This window comes from Bradyrhizobium macuxiense, assembly GCF_001542415.1.
Classification (GTDB): domain Bacteria; phylum Pseudomonadota; class Alphaproteobacteria; order Rhizobiales; family Xanthobacteraceae; genus Bradyrhizobium; species Bradyrhizobium macuxiense.
The window spans coordinates 1-16,494 of sequence record NZ_LNCU01000058.1 but is presented as its reverse complement, the minus strand read 5'-3'; the positions used below and the strand labels follow the sequence as shown (position 1 = coordinate 16,494).

General features: G+C 58.6%; 13 protein-coding genes and 4 pseudogenes. 6 read left to right on the top strand and 11 right to left on the bottom strand.

Annotation, left to right across the window (positions count from 1 at the left end; translation table 11 throughout):
* Positions 1-602, top strand: a 602-nt coding sequence (locus AS156_RS18295) for an IS256 family transposase (RefSeq protein WP_201456059.1), incomplete at its 5' end; no start/stop codon positions are given.
* Between the two features lie 304 nt (positions 603-906).
* On the opposite strand, the gene AS156_RS18290 is transcribed toward AS156_RS18295, so the two are convergent.
* Entirely contained in the window at positions 907-2,445 is a 1,539-nt protein-coding gene (locus AS156_RS18290) for a porin (RefSeq protein ID WP_066507067.1), read from the bottom strand.
* A gap of 730 nt (positions 2,446-3,175) precedes the next feature.
* Positions 3,176-3,266: pseudogene (locus tag AS156_RS42905) on the bottom strand (transposase domain-containing protein); the annotation flags it as partial.
* 634 nt (positions 3,267-3,900) lie between these two features.
* On the opposite strand from AS156_RS42905, the gene AS156_RS42900 reads away from it, so the two are divergent.
* Positions 3,901-4,107 carry a hypothetical protein gene (locus AS156_RS42900; protein WP_066507065.1) on the top strand — a complete coding sequence of 69 codons (207 nt, stop codon included), beginning with the start codon at positions 3,901-3,903 and terminating at the stop codon, positions 4,105-4,107.
* 796 nt (positions 4,108-4,903) lie between these two features.
* On the opposite strand, the gene AS156_RS40815 is transcribed toward AS156_RS42900, so the two are convergent.
* Positions 4,904-5,239, bottom strand: coding sequence for a tyrosine-type recombinase/integrase (locus AS156_RS40815; RefSeq protein WP_347336631.1), 336 nt, complete (start codon positions 5,237-5,239; stop codon positions 4,904-4,906).
* Between the two features lie 747 nt (positions 5,240-5,986).
* On the opposite strand from AS156_RS40815, the pseudogene AS156_RS40810 reads away from it, so the two are divergent.
* The 3 genes and pseudogenes from AS156_RS40810 to AS156_RS18260 all read left to right on the top strand — a co-directional run.
* Positions 5,987-6,104, top strand: a pseudogene (locus AS156_RS40810) (transposase domain-containing protein); the annotation flags it as partial.
* On the top strand, positions 6,086-6,418 hold the full coding sequence (locus tag AS156_RS18270) for a hypothetical protein (protein WP_347336629.1): 333 nt from the start codon (positions 6,086-6,088) through the stop codon (positions 6,416-6,418). The pseudogene AS156_RS40810 and the gene AS156_RS18270, both read left to right, overlap by 19 nt.
* A gap of 781 nt (positions 6,419-7,199) precedes the next feature.
* Complete coding sequence (locus tag AS156_RS18260; protein ID WP_066507054.1) at positions 7,200-8,327, top strand: acyl-CoA dehydrogenase family protein; 1,128 nt, start codon at positions 7,200-7,202, stop codon at positions 8,325-8,327.
* Positions 8,328-8,827: 500 nt separating this feature from the next.
* Here the strand turns inward: AS156_RS18260 and AS156_RS45785 are convergent, their stop codons facing one another.
* Both AS156_RS45785 and AS156_RS18250 read right to left on the bottom strand, forming a co-directional pair.
* Positions 8,828-9,673 (bottom strand): hypothetical protein, encoded by an 846-nt coding sequence (locus tag AS156_RS45785; RefSeq protein WP_347336630.1) that lies wholly within the window; start codon positions 9,671-9,673, stop codon positions 8,828-8,830.
* A gap of 74 nt (positions 9,674-9,747) precedes the next feature.
* Positions 9,748-9,968 (bottom strand): annotated as a pseudogene (locus AS156_RS18250) (IS66 family transposase); the annotation flags it as partial.
* 517 nt (positions 9,969-10,485) lie between these two features.
* On the opposite strand from AS156_RS18250, the gene AS156_RS18245 reads away from it, so the two are divergent.
* Positions 10,486-11,844, top strand: coding sequence for an LLM class flavin-dependent oxidoreductase (locus AS156_RS18245; RefSeq protein WP_066507035.1), 1,359 nt, complete (start codon positions 10,486-10,488; stop codon positions 11,842-11,844).
* A gap of 105 nt (positions 11,845-11,949) precedes the next feature.
* On the opposite strand, the gene AS156_RS18240 is transcribed toward AS156_RS18245, so the two are convergent.
* From AS156_RS18240 to AS156_RS18225, 6 genes and pseudogenes are all read right to left on the bottom strand, one after another.
* Positions 11,950-12,906, bottom strand: coding sequence for an IS481 family transposase (locus AS156_RS18240; protein WP_066507033.1), 957 nt, complete (start codon positions 12,904-12,906; stop codon positions 11,950-11,952).
* A gap of 575 nt (positions 12,907-13,481) precedes the next feature.
* Entirely contained in the window at positions 13,482-13,607 is a 126-nt protein-coding gene (locus AS156_RS44550; RefSeq protein ID WP_245312932.1) for a hypothetical protein, read from the bottom strand.
* Positions 13,608-14,407: 800 nt separating this feature from the next.
* Positions 14,408-14,731: a recombinase family protein gene (locus AS156_RS43340; RefSeq protein WP_201456061.1), complete on the bottom strand. Its 324-nt coding sequence runs from the start codon at positions 14,729-14,731 to the stop codon at positions 14,408-14,410.
* Between the two features lie 10 nt (positions 14,732-14,741).
* On the bottom strand, positions 14,742-14,966 hold the full coding sequence (locus tag AS156_RS43335; RefSeq protein WP_201456060.1) for a hypothetical protein: 225 nt from the start codon (positions 14,964-14,966) through the stop codon (positions 14,742-14,744).
* Positions 14,963-15,709 (bottom strand): annotated as a pseudogene (locus tag AS156_RS43330) (IS630 family transposase). The gene AS156_RS43335 and the pseudogene AS156_RS43330 overlap by 4 nt, the downstream one beginning before the upstream one ends.
* Before the next feature lie 183 nt (positions 15,710-15,892).
* On the bottom strand, positions 15,893-16,494 hold a 602-nt coding region (locus AS156_RS18225; protein WP_201456059.1), incomplete at its 5' end, for an IS256 family transposase.

Here is a 16,494-nt window from a genome sequence, read left to right as displayed (position 1 = left end):
CCGAAGCCGAGACCTTCTGGACAGCGTTCCTGCGCAAGCTCGCCCGCCGCGGCCTGCGTGGCGTCAAGCTGGTCGTCTCCGACGCCCATGAGGGCATCAAGGCCACCGTCGCCAAGGTGCTCAACGCCAGCTGGCAGCGTTGCCGCGTGCACTTCATGCGCAATGCGCTGGCGCATGCCGGCAAGAGCGGACGACGCGTCGTCTCAGCCTTCATCGCCACGGCCTTTGCCCAGGACGATGCCGAGGCGGCCCGGGCGCAATGGCGCAAGGTCGCCGATCAGCTTCGCCCCAAGCTGTCCAAGCTGGCTGGCTTCCTCGACGAGGCCGAGACCGATGTGCTGGCCTATATGACCTTCCCGCCGCAGCATCCAACCAAGCTGCACTCGACCAACCCGATCGAGCGCCTCAACGGCGAGATCAAGCGGCGGACCGAGGTGGTCGGCATCTTCCCCAACGAAGATGCTATCGTGCGACTGATCGGCGCGATCCTGCTCGAGCAGAACGATGCATGGGCCGTCCAACGTGCAAGTTACATGACACTGGAAACCATCGCGCCATTGAGCGATGATCCAACCGTCAGCCTTCCGGCGATCGCCAGCTGACCTGCCCGGCGCTTGCCGGTGAATGCGGTGCCCCGCCGCCAGTTACACCACGCTCAGGGACACGATCCTATGTCCCACCGCAACGGACGATCGGCTACGCACCCCAGCTCCGCCGATCGTCCGTGCTCCGCCTACACCTTTTTGACGTAAAAGATTGAGAGACTCTAACCTTCCCGATCAACATGCGACAGGTCAGAAGCTTAACGAGCGAGTTTGGAGTTAAATTCAAGAAGGCCTCTGGCGGGCATGCCAGAGGCCTTCTTGAAGGTCAAGCAATACTAATTCACTTGGCTTTCTCCCGAATTCAAAAGACGCGCTGAACGCGAAGGAGCAGCATGAAGGCATTTTGATCCTTCAGCTCATACAACGTAGCCGGTTTGGCTATACTGGACTGCTGCGGTAGCGCCACCGTGCTGCCGCTTGCATATTTCTGATCTAGCATCGCATACGCGAATTCGCTTGAGAAGGCCAGATTCTTGACTGGTGTCCAGCGCGTCACAAGGCCCACTACACTGTAGTTGAAGTCGGGATTACAGCCGGGAACGCCGGTCGAGAGCGCGAGGCCCGCAACCACAGCGCCGCAAATGTAGCCCTTAGCTGTGTTGTTATAGCGCGCAGCGGCCCAGGCGCCGTAGATGGAACTGCTCCAGTATGGGTTCCAATTGTGGTTGAAAGCACCTTGGAAACCATACGTAGTCGTCAACTCCTGCCTAGAGCCAGTAACAAACACCGAGTCAGAAACACCAGCAAATCCGAGACTCTGGTAAATTCCCGGCAAGCGCGTACCACCGTACATCGCGTACACGCTAGTACCGAAGTCCTGAAAGTTGTAGCGACTTGCGCCGGAGGTATACACCGCCGACATGTTGATCGAGTCACCTTGGCCAGTTGGAATGTTTTTGAGCGACAATGCCAGCTGACCAGCCCAGCCCCACTTATCCTCCGGATGGCCTGTGAGCTCGGTGGCTCCGTAATACGCCGCATGATTGTCATGTGCGGCAACCGACGCTTGGAAAAGGCCCCAAACCTGGTCAACACGAACCATCCCAACGAAGTCTGGGGAAGCCGTCCCGCCGATGTCGTTGGCCCCGTAAACCCCAGCTGCGATACCGGCAGCTGATGCGGCGGTGACGTTCCAGATGTTGGTGGTGTTAGTAACTGTTTGATCCTGGGCCGAGAACGAAGCCGTAATGCCTTGGCCGAAATCAGCTGTATACGTGAACTGGTTCACCGGGTCCCAGCCGCCGGCGCCCGGGAGACCATCAATGATATTCCCGGGATAGTTGGCCCATGGAGAGGAGAACTGCGATTGCGCCTTGCCCAACGTAAAACCAGCGAACTGCATAAATGCGTAGTAGACTTGGAGTGTACCGGCAGCGACGGCACCTTTGCTGGCGTTATTCGGCGCCGACACGCCGCCGATGGACTCGTAAACGGTCCCGCCCGTTCCAGCGCCGCTGTAGGTGCCGCTGGTCCAGTTGAAGGTGAATTCGCTAAAGGTTCGGACTAATCCGTACGCGGTCGCAGTGCGAGTGTCGATACTAAGGTCCTGACGAGCACGCCCGTTATATCGGTTGCTTAGGCGATTCTCCGCGCCTCCCACACCGGAGTTCGGCACGTCGACATGGCTGTTGCTATGAAGCACCGTCTCTGCGCGGAGATATCCACCCAATTTGATGCAAGTGTCCGTACCAGGGATATAGTAGAATCCAGCACCATAGAGCGAACAGACCTTCACATACTCGATTGCCTTGGCTTTGACAGGCAAATCCGCCGCTAGTGCACCGCCCATAAAAGTCAGGCCAGCGGCCCAACCGATCAAAACGCCTCTTATCAGCTTCATAAAGGTCCCCCAGTTTTTGTGCAAAGCATGCGATCCATCGGTTGCATCAGGGTCAACCGCCTTCTTCTATGTCCCCGATCATTCACCATAAGGTTTAATTGCGATGTCGACTGGCGAGTTCAATCAGTGAACATAACGGTGCGGGCTCGTCCCGCCGCGTACTTAGATACACTGACAGATTTGGCTCGCTATCGACCGAACAAATTTTGTACGAGACGGACCAATTGATGATCGCGTTCGACGAAGCGTGTCATGGCGGCGTCACATTCGTCCATATCGTACCGCTAGAAAGAAATTTGAGTACGTGCGTCGGCGTTAAGTGATGATGCGCTTAGTCGCGTGTGGTTAGCAACTGGCCGGGCAGCCTAAAGCACGTTTCTTCTCGACAGTTAGCGCAAGCAGCTTCACTCCAGTTGTCGCATACGCATTCGGCGCAGGTCGCGGCTGGATTGGATTATTCCGGCGGCCAGCGCTTCAGCGTCCCGGACTTTCTTTGTACAGGCGACGAGTTCGATCAGGCTTTCGATTCCGAAGTCGGTGAACGCATGGGCACCGTCTTCTGCGACGTCATAGCCCTAGATTGTGCCGTTCTCGATCTCCATTTCATTGGCAGCCAGTCCTCATCTACGCCGCGGTCCTCGGCGACACGATTAATTGTGGTGACGTGATGGACATTATTGATGTGCATGGTGATGCCGCCCGGGCGAAGATCGTTGAGACTTATGGGGGCCCAATTCCAAGGACAGCAAGTCTGCCAGCCAATGAGCTGCATGGTTGGCGATGCGGGCTAGAACATCGGCCAGCCAGGCCTGCGGATCGATGCGTTCTTGTGGCAGTTCCATCGCAGCGCTGTGCCTCAGCACGTGCGGCGAGCCGCTGTTGTCCTTCAAGGACGGGCTACTCTTCTGAGCGACACGAACATGCTTTCCGATAGAGACTGGACGTACCGGTACTACCCCCTACGTGCGCGTTCGGGAACAACGCTGTTGCTCCTTTCCGCAACGGTTCCCTGAGCCATGCCTGGAGCGTACACCGAGCGAGTGTGATCAGCAGAGTGGCCGCTCCTTCCGCCCTTTACCGACGCATCGTACGTGTGCGCCAGACCCAACGTGGACAGCATCTCGGTCAAGACCTGTCAGCTCTGAGAGACACAAGCCCGTCTGGCCCGCGACCAGCAGCAAAGTGTGATCGCGGCGACCAAGCCACGTCGTTCGATCGAGCGCGACTGCCTCGATCTCGGGGAGCGTCAGGAAGTGTACCTGTCGCTTGTCGTGGCGCTTGCTCGGTATGGCGAGCACGCGCTGGATCAACCGAGGCAACGTTGCAGGCGAGCTTCATGGCGTCACCTCCCATCGCCGATCGAGACGCCGCGCCGCTTCTTCCATCAACTCGGGGCAGACGCGTAGTGGGTATCGCGCACGCAGGCGTGGCTCAGGTAAGTGGAGACACCGGGAGTTGTTGCTCGACGTCCTTGCCTTCGCGATGCCAATCGAGCAGCGTCCGGATGGCGAAGCGATGCCGGAAGTCGTGCACGGTGACCGTACGATCACCTGGGCGCCGCAGCCCGATCTCTCTGGACAATCGACAGAAGACGCGATGAACGTGCTGGTGCAGCAACCGCCCTTCCTGTTCGGCAACGAAGAAGGTCGAGCCGCAGCGTGATCCGAGTAGCGCATCGCGCCGGTGGGCGTAGTCGCGCAGCGTGGTTCTCGTCGTCGGATGCAATGGCACGAGCCGCAACTTGCCGAACTTGGTCGCCTGACCCTGAGCACGCCGGCGTCAAGGTCGACGTCATCACGGTCCAGGCCTTCGTCTCGGATATACGCATGCCTGTCACCGCGATCAACCCGAACAAGGTATGGTCCATCGGACCGGACCGTCCGCTGGCGGCAGAGGCAGCGCTGCAGTCAGCAACGCGTCGATCTCCGCGTCGCTGTAGACATAGGGCTCGGCGCGCTGCCATGCGGGCAGCTTTCCGAGAGGCAACCCTCCGTTCTTGGATCGAAGTTGGCGACATGGCGCGCGAAGCCGCGCACGTCGCTCAATCGCAGATCCCGGGATGCATGACGATAGGGCGGCAGCGTTGCCATTCCATCGCCAGCTTCGTCGTGATGATCCCGGCCTCTGTGCTTCTCCACGAAGGCGACGAAGTCGGGGTGCCGACGGGTCTGGTGCTCCTACTTGTATCCCCCCCCTTGCGCATGCTCAGGTACTGATCTAGTGCGGAGCGAAGATCGGTTATTGCACGCCTCCCGATCAGGGCAGGTTCAATGCTCTCAGATGTCGACCTTCGCGTAAATCCGGGTGGTGTCGTGGCTTTCGTGCCGCAGCAACTGCCCGATCTCCGACAAGGTTCGCGGCAGATTGCAGAAGCTCGGTAACGAGGCTGTGTCGGAGATATCGGCGCCGCGGTATGCGCAACCGTCGATTCAAACGCGGTCGAGAGCGGCATTAGCGATCATGGTGATCGCACATCCGGAAGCAAACCCGATGTGCCGCGCGAGTGTGCGGACGAACAACCGTCGGCACACGACTTTGGGCGGCCACTGCGCAGATATGCAACGATGGCCGCGCCAACGATTGGCGGTATCGGCATCCGTGCACGCTGTCGGCTCTTGGCAAGAACGAGTATCTCGCTGGCGCGCCAGTCGATATCATCGAGCGCGAGCGTCGCAACCTCGTCGGCCCGCAGGCCGAGCTTGGCCAGTAAGAACAGAATGGCGTAGTCGCGCCGCCCCATCACCGTCGTCCGGTCGCAACCGTCGAGAGCCTTCTGCACCTGAGCGGCAGGCAGATAGGTCGGCAGAGCATCGCCGCATCAATGGAACGCCCCGCCAATGGGCGCGTGTTCAGCCCCCGATGGTGGAGGTAACAGAGAACGGCGCAACCAGCACGTCGCCTTGTCTGTTCCCGGGCTCCAATCCTGCGCGTGGCGCTCAATGTAGCGGATTACGTCCTCTTGTTTGATCTTGCACAGGGCTGCGACGCCGCCGGAGCACACCTCGTGCAAAAACCTGCGGATGACCGGGAGATGGCGTACGATTGGACCTCGCGTCCAAGCCGCACTCTGATCGCAGGTAGGCATCGAACTCCTTGAAGATCAGTTCGTGCTGGGTGAGAGGTGGTAGCACCAACGGCGCGATCGCGCCTTCCTCCCACCGATAACCGTCGCTCGAACGCTGCCCGGTCGCCGGGTTGGTTAGACTGCCTCCCGCCTCGATGTCGGAGGTACCGCTCAACGACCTGCTCATCGAGATCGACCAGCTTGTAGCGACGGCTCGCGATCCAACTCAGGAGCCGAAAACCGCGTTAAGGCAACGCCACGTGCCGTGCCGAACGAGCCTCTCTTCGATGAGAAGAGCGGCGTAGCGCTCGACGAACTGTCAGTGCGGCCCCCTTCTGAGACGCTGGTACAGCCGTCAGGTACTCTTCAACTTCCATCTTCCTGCTCCCCGCTGTTGAAGGCACAGAACGAACTATGCCGGACCGACCAAACGAAGGTCAAACGACCCGACCCGGCATAGTTCGGCGGGCGGCATAAACGGCCAAAATGAACGGCATCGATCCGCAGGCCTGGCTGGCCAATGTTCTAGCCCGCATCGCCGACCATCCAAGCTCATCAGCTGGCAGAGTTGCTGCCTTGGAATTGGACCCCATAAGCCTCAACGATCTCCGCCCGGGCGGCATGACCATGCACGTCAATAAGGTCCATCACGTCACCACAACAATCCCATCGGGCGTAGATGAGGACTGGCTGCCGGACGTCGCCAATGAAATGAGATCGAGGACGGTACGGGTCTATGTCGTCGCAGAAGACGGTGTCCAGGCGTTCACCGACTTCGGAATCGAGAACCTGATCGAACTCGTCCCCTGTACAAAGAAAGTCCGGGACAGCTCAAGCGCTGGCCGCCAGAAAAATCCAATGAGCCCGCGCTACGCGGTGCGTACGCTCGCCAGCTGGCGCCGGTATTGAACGCGAGGTTCGTTCTAGCACATGGTCGGCGCGAGCAAAGAGCCCGGCAGAGAGGCTTGCGTCACGCAAGAGCCCGAGCAGGCTGCATGGCTTCTTCGGCGCCAAGCTCAAGTTGTACAAGTCTAGCGTCGGCGCCTCCCCCGGAATTGTTCGGCAAACTATCACCATAGATAAAGCGACACACTCGCACCTGTGCGGGAAGCAGGCGTCAAAGTGCTGCGGCGGGATCGTCGGGAACGGCGAGCACGTGAAGGACGGGATGCTCGCCCCGCACGCGAACCAGCCCTTGAGCATCCAGAAAGCGTGCTGATCGACTTGTGGACCGAGGCGGGTGGGAGCAAACACTGATTGTGTATAGCGGTAGGCGCAGCCGATCACGAAGGAAAGTCGCAGTATGGGAAGACCGCCGACGTGGCAACGACATTAAGTCGGTCCAGCTACTGGATTTAGTGAGGCTGTCCGTAATCGCAGAGACTGGCCGCTTCGTTTTATCCGTCGTACAATTTTCCTCAATGCGTTGACTGCAAGCTGCAAGACGACCGCACTGTCCTCGGGGCGCGGCGGCTAGCTTGGAAGAGAACGGATCGCAATATGAGTGAGCTGCTCGATCTCGGAAGTCACCTTCCCCTTGGCCAACAGGAGCCAGTCAAGGTTCGGGACGTTAGTCGTGAGACATTTTTGCGTGACAGCTGTGGTCGACGGTAGCTGAACGGGCAGTGGCGAGCGCTTGCGCAGCGACTCGCTGACCTAAGATGATCTGGTATTGTAAGAGGAGAAGGAAATGTACGAATTTAAGGAAGAAACGCAGCAACTCGTCGATGTGGTTCGAAGGATAGTCAAGGATTACCAGGCACCGCTCGAGCAGCGAATGCTCAGAGGCGAGAAGCTGACTTGGGTTGACTATGAGCCCGGACGCGAAGCGGCCCGTAGGGCTGGCCTGTGGGGGCTCCGGCTGCCGCCTGAACTTACTGGCGTGCGTCTTTCGCTGGTCGATCGGCTCGCCGTCTTCGAGGAAAATTCCAAATGTCTGTCGCCTATCCGCTTTGGCGGGGAGATCCACCACGCCATGTTCCATCTGCATGGCGAACAGAAGGCACGTTATCTCGACCCTCTCCTGTCCGGCGTCAAGCGATATTGCTTTGCCATGACCGAGCCAAGCGGCGGGTCCGATCCGGCTCGCGCCGTATTGACCAACGCGAAGCGAGATGGTGATAGCTGGGTCATCAACGGCTCGAAGCTTTGGATCAGCTTTTTCGAGGACGCCGATGGCGTGTTAGTTTTCGCGCGTCAGACCCAGATGAAAGATAGTACGAGTATTTCGATGTTTGCCGTAGAAAAGGGCAATCCTGGTCTCATAGCTCGTCCGGTGCCGATGCTCGGAGGGATGATGACGTATCAGCTAACCTTTGATAGTTGCAGAGTGGACGAGCTTGCGCTAATCGGCACTGAAGGCGCCGGATTCAAAGTGGCACAACAGGAATTGTCCACGGCTCGGTTCGAGATCGGCGCGAAGGCGCTCGGAATTGCTCAGCGTTGCTACGATATGATGGTCGAACACGCCAAGCAGCGCATTGTATTCGAAAGCCCGCTAAGCGAGAAGCAGGCGATTCAGTCGATGATTGTCGATTCGTGGATTGAAATCCAACAGCACCGACTTATGCTGTACGCCTGCGCGGAGAAAGATGATCGTGGTGAAGATACCCGTACTGAAGCGAGCGTGGTCAAGATGACTTGCGCCGAAATGGTTGGCCGCGTCATCGACCGCGCGATACAGATCCACGGTGCCACGGGCTGCACGTATGAGAGTCCGCTAGCGCACTGGTACGACAATCAGCGAATGTCGCGCATCTATGATGGTCCGACCGAGGTCCACAAGTACCGTGTGCTTGCCAGGCGCCTATTGGCTTGAAATGTTAGTTGAAGGAATTCTAGAGACGATCAAAGGCGTGAAAATTCAGGAACCGGGTGACGCTGGCCGCGTGTCCAAGTCCATACTGCACTGCAGGAATGCGTGCGGATCCGTGGGCATCGAGTGGGTCGAGGCTAGCGAGAAGGCTCCGATGCGCGCATATTCAAAGAGGTGTTTTCCGCCCCTTCGTGGCGACTGTCAGCCAATGGTTTGTTCTTTCTCGCGATTATTCGTGACCTGATGGCGCGTCCGACGAATCGACCTTGATGCGGCCGTCGCTGAAGCTCTTTTCGATAGTCTCGTCGTCACGTCCAGGACTATCTCGCCGCTGACTCCGGCGTGCGCGACCGATCAGGCAATAATCTCCCGATCGCAGGCATCGATCACAAACGGGATGGTACGCATCCGGCGTGGGCGGGTTGGATCAATCCCGTGGCCAACGCGTGAGCGGCCTGGGGTTTTCTTTGTAGAACCTGACGAGCTCGATCAGATTTTCGATGTCAAGGTCGGTGAACGTCCTGAACACCATCTTGGCCGACACGACAGACCCAGATCAGGCCGTCCTCGATCTCCATTTCGATGGCAATGTCGCGTAGCCAGTCTTCGTCTTCACCGAGGTCCTTTGCGACTTGGGTAATGGTGGTGACGTGATGAAGCTTGTTGACGTGCCTAGGTGCCAACACTTGCGCGACATAGAAGGTGAAGAGTTCGCCGTTGATGGGACCATCGACCACCCAAGGCGCGCCGATCCGAGCGTGGCGCAGTGCCGCGAAGGTGTCATGGTCTTGGCAAGCCCGGAGGCGCAGATCCTTGGAGACGCTGCCCACTATGTCCCTGACCGCGTAGCGGCGCCATGTTGGTTTTGATCCACGTCTCATCGATGAAGACCAGGCGCGAAGCATCGATCCTGCCTTGGGGGCCTTCCAACGGGTCCGCTTACGGGCGATGTCGGAGCGATCTTGCGCGGCCGGCCGAAGCGTTTTTTTGAAGCTGAGCCCCTCGGCGTGGACAAAGGTCCACACAGTGCGCATCTGTCTTGATCCCGCGTGCGGCCAGTTCCTGCGTAGCTTACGCAAGGTGAATGGCCCCGAGCGAATGCGCTTGCGCAGCCAGTCCGCATTGGCACCGGACAAAACCGGCTTCTTGTGGCCGCCGATCTTGCCGGGCGAAAGACCCCCGGTCTCCTGCCTCAGATTCTTCCACTTCGTTACACAGGAGAAACTGATCTGAAGCGACCTCTGCAATCGAGCGAACAGTCTCGCCCGCATCAATGCTCGTTCGCGGACATCTTCCGAATAGGGTCGCGTCGTCGATGTTGACCCCCGTTCCCAGCATGGCGTTTGAATCAGAAATTATCCAGGATGGGAATCCCGTTTCTGGCAAAAAACAACATGCTTCTAGCTGGGCTGATCGAGTGGCCCCGCGCCGACCGTTCCGAGCGCGTGCCATAGAGCGTCCGCTTCAGCGTCTCGATCTCGAGCTTGAGGTGGGCGATCAGCGCTTCGGTGCTCGATTGCTTCGCCTGGGCATTGGTCGCTTCAGCAAGCTTGGCATCCGCCGCAAGCCTTGCGGCGCGCTCGGCCAGGATCATAGCATGTGAGGCGAGAGATCGGACGGCAGGCCGTCGGCGGCAGAGTCCATACCCAGATGGAATCACATTCGCCGCCAAATTCAACGACAAATTAACGGGGACCCTCAAAGCTCTGCACAGCAATCTTGAGCTTCTCTTCAGACGAGGGCCGCCGTCGGCCTGTGTCCACCACCTGAAGCCGCCCGACTTGGGCGCTGCACCTATCACAGTCCATAGAGACGGGTTCTTAATTCCCAAGCCACTTCGCAACGCGGCAGCGGGCGGAGGAGCGTACGGATGAATGGGTTTACTGCCGCACCAATTTGCACCATGTCAACTATCAACGCTTGCAATTGATCTAGATATCAGACTGCGTCACGTATTGATTGATCAGCCAGGCCAATCAAGCTTGACTAAGCTTCAGCATCCCAAGTCAACACCAATCGTCTGCAGAACACGATTGGCTTTGTCGGGAGAAAAACTGGGTGAGATCTCCCGCGGCTCCAGACGTTGAATGACGCCGCTCTATGGCGGCAAATGGAGAGCTGACGCAGCTCAGCGAACTTAACCAGAAAAAGGAGATGTAGCATGCGGCCCAACGATGAAATGGCACTCGGAGTTATGGTCCTTCAAGCAGGATCTCACGAAGGTGCGTGGCGCGATCCAAGCGTACTTGCCAGTGGAGGAGTTGACGTGGAGTACTTCGTCCATCTGGCAGCACTTGCGGAACGTGCGGCATTTCATTTCATATTCCGAGCCGATACTCCTAGTGTCGCAGATCACGATCACCCAGCCCTAGCTCGTCTATGCCGAAACAATGCGTTCGAGCCAATCACGCTGCTATCTGCGCTTTCATCGAGAACACAGAACATCGGCCTTGTCGCGACGGCGACGACTACGTACCATCAGCCTTATCATCTTGCGCGGATGTTCGCTTCACTTGACCACCTATCGCGAGGACGTGCGGCTTGGAACGTTGTCACCTCGGGGTACAAGTCCGAAGCCGCAAACTTTGGGGAAGCTGAACTTCCAGATCATTACACACGCTATGCTCGAGCGAGAGAGTTCGTAAGAATTGTCAAAGGGCTTTGGGACTCGTGGGAAGATGACGCTTTCGTTCGCGACAAGCAAAGTGGCATTTTTGTTGACACCACGAAGCTGCATTTACTTAACCACCAGGGAGATTGCTTTTCGGTCAGAGGCCCACTGAACATCGAAAGGCCGCCTCAGGGGCATCCCGTGCTGGTTCAAGCTGGTGCATCCGATGTCGGAATTGAGTTCGCTGCAGAATTCGGCGAGGTCGTGTTCACAGCCGAACCCTTTTTAGAAAACGGCAAACGATACTACGCAACCCTCAAAGAGAAAGCACGCGCACTTGGCCGGGACGACGATCAGGTGCTAGTTATGCCGGGCATTGTCCCGGTAGTTGGGAGGACCAAGCAAGAGGCGTCTGAGAAGCTCGAAAGACTACATTCGTACACGCACATTGACGTTCTAACTGGAGTAGCCGATCGTTGGCTGGGGTCCGTCACCGACCTGCGTTCAATGAATCTCGATTCATTAGTCCCCGAAACTTTGCCGCGAACGAACTTCATGCAGAGCCGTCAGAAGCTGCTCCTTGAGCTGGCCGCACGCGAGAAGCTTACCTGGAGACAGTTGATCCGCTTTATATCGGATAGCAAGGGCCACCTCCTGATCGTTGGAACGCCTGACGAAGTTGCCAATCTCATGGTAGATACATTCGACCAACGTGCGGCAGACGGTTTCAACGTGTGTCCCGCGACCTTTCCCGGCGGACTTAAGGATTTTGTTGAGCTCGTCGTTCCCGAATTGCGCCGACGAGGCAAATTCAGATCGAAATACTCTGGGCCAACATTGAGAGAGAACCTCGGTCTCAAGCGGCCACTTAATTCGTTCGCGCAAACAGGCGTATCCATTCGTCCGTGAGCGGGCGCCGATAGCACCGTCAAAGGGCTCGGCAGTCCACACCGGTTCGATCCGGATTGACCCTTGCCCCTGGTTCAACCGGTTTGGAGTTCGTTCTGGCGCAGACTAGATGTGGAGCCTCAAGAGGTTGTCCTTGGACAAACCGAGCCTGCTGATCGGCGTTTGTGAGTCTATACCCCCGTGGGGCCGGTGCCAGTTGTATTGATGCAGCCAGATCGGCAGCTCTTGGGCGCGCCGATCTGATGTTGGATACGCCTTGGCGTAAGCCCACTCCCGGAGTGCTGTCTGGATGAAGCGCTCAGCCTTTCCGTTTGTTCTCGGCGTATAGGGCTTCATGCGGATGTGCTTGATGCCCAAGTCCCGGCAGGCGTCGCGGAAGGCAAAGGACTGGTAGCAACTGCCATTGTCGGTCATGACCCGCGTGACGGTGACGCCAAGGCTTTTGTAGTAGGCCACAGCGGCCTTCAGAAAGGGAACTGCGCTGTCCGCCGTCTCATCGGGCTTGATCTCGGAGAAGGCGACGCGGGAATGGTCGTCAATGCAGACGTGGACAAAATCCCAGCCAGCGCCACGGCTCTTGTTCGGACCACTCGGATCGCCGGTGATGCGGTGGCCGACACGCTCGAAACGCCCGAGCTTTTTGATGTCGATATGAATGATCTCACCTGGGTGCTCGCGCTCATAGCGGCGTTCCGGCTCGGCCGGCTCCAGATCGCGGATCCGGTTCAATCCGAGGCGGCGCAGGATGCGACTGACGGTGGCCGGCGACACCTCGACCTCGGCCGCGATCTGCTTGCCGGTGTGGCGCTGCCGGCGCAAGGTCTCGATCGCCGTGCACGTGGCGAGGGGGGTTTGGCTTGGCGATGAAAGGGGTCTGGAGGAGCGATCTCGCAATCCCTCCACACCTTCCGCGCGGAAGCGCTTGACCCATTTGGCGACCGTCTTCGGCGACGTGTTGAACAGGTCAGCCGCGGCGGCTTGGGTCAACCCGCCCTCGACTACGCTCCGCACCATCGCCTCTCGACCTTTGGGCGTCAAAGGCGCATTCTTGTGCACGTTCATCTGGTCTCTCCGTGGAACACTGAAGCTTCGCAACCTCAGCTTCCTCGGTTCAGACCAGATGGACAACCTCCTAAGAGACCACAACTAGAGCGGCGATGGATAGATTATTACGGTCGGTTCAGTCGTTTGGCGCTGTTCTTTCTGGTCGACTAAGTCAATTAGAAGCGAAGATATGGATCATGCGAAAGTACACGCGCTTCCGGTCACCAAACCCGTGCTTCGCTGTTCTTGCGAAGCTGGCTCGGGACAATGCGGAGCTGTTCGTACACCGACGGTTGTCCGGAACGACCACGTTCACTGGGACCGGTGTGAATTGAGAGGTTCATGCACCGTTCTGCGAGAGGCTGGGGCCGGAGGAGAGTGGATTGATCTGCTGGGCGATCTCGGCCAACGTCACCGGCGATGTGAGTGTGTCCAGGGAATGTGCAGGCTTCGGATCGTTGCTCGCATGGTTTTCAAAGCCGTCGGACTGACCGCCGGGGTGTATCCACAGAAGAACTCCTTCCTCTGTGACGTTGCCGCCTGCTCGGCCTGAACTGATATCCGAGGGAGTCACACTTCGCCCTCGGATACGTTCATCGACGCGTGTTGCAATAGACGATCTGCGTCTTCGTCGGGTGCATTTGAAGTCCGCACACCTCCAGCTTCGCCTGAAGCTCCGTCCTCAAGGCCTCTGCTTCTTGCTCGGTCCGGCAGTGCACCAGTCCGTCGTCAGCATACCGACAGCAAGGGAGGTCGGATGTATCCGCGCCGTCCAAAGATCGAACACATAATACAGGAAAGGTTGGCCAGTATTGGGCTGATGGCTCCCGGAACGCAAAAGATAACTTTGCGGTGGAGGAGCGGTCACAGACTATCGGCGACGCCGGGCGCCTCTCCACCCGTAGGGTTGGGTGGGAGGCGGATTGAGTGCCGGTGACGATCTCGTGGTCGCCAATGAGGAGGCCTTCTTCACGAGAAGGCGCAGCACGCGGCGTTCGATTATATTGAGCGCCGACTGACGAGCGCAGTTCGATCAAGGATGCTCGTCACGGATTCGGCGAGACGCAGACAAACTTCCGGCTCCGTCGATTGGTTTTCGATCGCTTGCAGCTCAACAGAGCACGCCTGTTCGCGGCTGCGCAAATCGAGCATGCGACCGAGCAGCTCTTCAAGTGAGAGAAAGCTCTCCTGATAGGCCGTGAGGATACGCTCAATGCTTTTCCGGGAGTGCGCAAGATCGCGGCGACGCGTTTCCTCCCCGCGCCGTGTGGGATCGACGTTGCGCGCCGCCTTGAGCCGGCGCTCAAGTTCGTCTTCGATGAGATTTCGGTCTTCAAGTTACCGCGCGGTCGCATTCCATACTACCTCGTCCGGAAATTCCTGGCGCATCGGGCGACTGTCGCGCCCGGTCCGCCGAGCCGACGCCAGCCATCCGAGCCCAAGCAGCGGTAGTAATGGACGGTTCGAGCGTTCGACGTTGTGGAGGTGCGATAGAGCCCATAGCTGAATTTTGCGCAGCTCAACAATCCTTGCAGGTCGCGCAGCGTGAACGTGCGTCGCGGGGATGCTCTTTGTTGGTTTCCAAAAACTCGTTCGCCAGCGCGAAGGTCTCTTCGCTGATGATGGTCGGCACAAGGATTTCGATCCAATCCGTGCGAGGAAGCTCATGATTGGCGCCGTTGCGAGCCGCGGCTCCGCCGCGCAATCGCAAGATCCTCGTCACATGCATGCATGGTGCGATCCGCGTCTGGCCAAAGCAAGCCATTCCTTTATACGCGGGATTGCGCAACATTACCCAAACCCTCGAGCGCTCCCGGCGGCCGGTTTCTTTGGCTGTCGGCATTTGGTGCTCATTAGGCGCGTAATAGCGTCGATGCTGTGCTTTTTTCGATGTAAAGCTCGTCGACCCGGCGCACGATACCGGCCTGTAGCTCGTCGACCTCATAATAGGCGAAGTGATCGGTCTTGCGCTTGTAGCGATAGACAAACAGAGCGCCGGAAAACACGCTCAATTGGCCTTGAAAGGCGCAATAGCGATTCCCTCGCCGCGACCGCTCCAGGAATTTTCGCTCGCTCATTTTCGGCGATCATACCCTGAAACTGCAGCAGACATTCGTTTTCCCTGTCTCGAGCGAATGAACAAGACCTCGACGCCGCGCGCCAACTCTTCGATAAGAAGAATTTGATGCGCATAGCGTCGGCTCAGCCGATCGGGAGCGTAGACGAGCACGGCTTGGATCCGCCCTTCCGCGGTGAGATGGATCTGGCTTTTCTCATCGATGCTGAGGACAAGGGCTCGGTTCGGTGGGGATAGATAGAGGCTGACGATATCGCGTACCTTGTCGACGAACAGCGGATCGCTCGACAACTTGAATGTCTGGCTACGGTGCCGCTGCAAGCCGAACGCCGATCACATTCGGCGGAAGGCGGTATGAGAAAAGCCAGTTTCCGCAGCCATCGAGCGGATCGACCAGTGCGTCACGTCGGCCGGCGTCGAACGCAATGTCCGCTCGATTACCTCAGCAGCCCGATCGTCGTCGATGGTGCGAGGGCGGTTAGGGCGGGCTTCGTCAAGCAGGCCATCACAGCGATCCTTCAAAAATCGACGGCGCCACTTGCCAACGGTATGTTCATGGATGCCGAGTTCGGCAGCCACCGACTTGCTTGGCAAGCCATCCGCACATCGCAGGATCGCCCGGCATCGCTCAGATAGCGACCGCGCAACACGATGACGACGAACTTGCCTCTCTAGGCACGTGCGCTCCTGCGGACTGAGCACTAACGGCGCGATCGGCCGGCCTCTCACACCTGCATTCCCCACAAACGTTCTCCTCTACAAAGATTCGAGCCATCAACTAATGTGACGAACTTGCGTCCCAGATGAATAGCGATAGGCTTGCCGCAGCGAAAAGCCGCTTTCGCGCGACAGCACCAAGGGATCGTGTCCCTGAGCGTGGTGTAACTGGCGGCGGGGCACCGCATTCACCGGCAAGCGCCGGGCAGGTCAGCTGGCGATCGCCGGAAGGCTGACGGTTGGATCATCGCTCAATGGCGCGATGGTTTCCAGTGTCATGTAACTTGCACGTTGGACGGCCCATGCATCGTTCTGCTCGAGCAGGATCGCGCCGATCAGTCGCACGATAGCATCTTCGTTGGGGAAGATGCCGACCACCTCGGTCCGCCGCTTGATCTCGCCGTTGAGGCGCTCGATCGGGTTGGTCGAGTGCAGCTTGGTTGGATGCTGCGGCGGGAAGGTCATATAGGCCAGCACATCGGTCTCGGCCTCGTCGAGGAAGCCAGCCAGCTTGGACAGCTTGGGGCGAAGCTGATCGGCGACCTTGCGCCATTGCGCCCGGGCCGCCTCGGCATCGTCCTGGGCAAAGGCCGTGGCGATGAAGGCTGAGACGACGCGTCGTCCGCTCTTGCCGGCATGCGCCAGCGCATTGCGCATGAAGTGCACGCGGCAACGCTGCCAGCTGGCGTTGAGCACCTTGGCGACGGTGGCCTTGATGCCCTCATGGGCGTCGGAGACGACCAGCTTGACGCCACGCAGGCCGCGGCGGGCGAGCTTGCGCAGGAACGCTGTCCAGAAGGTCTCGGCTTCGG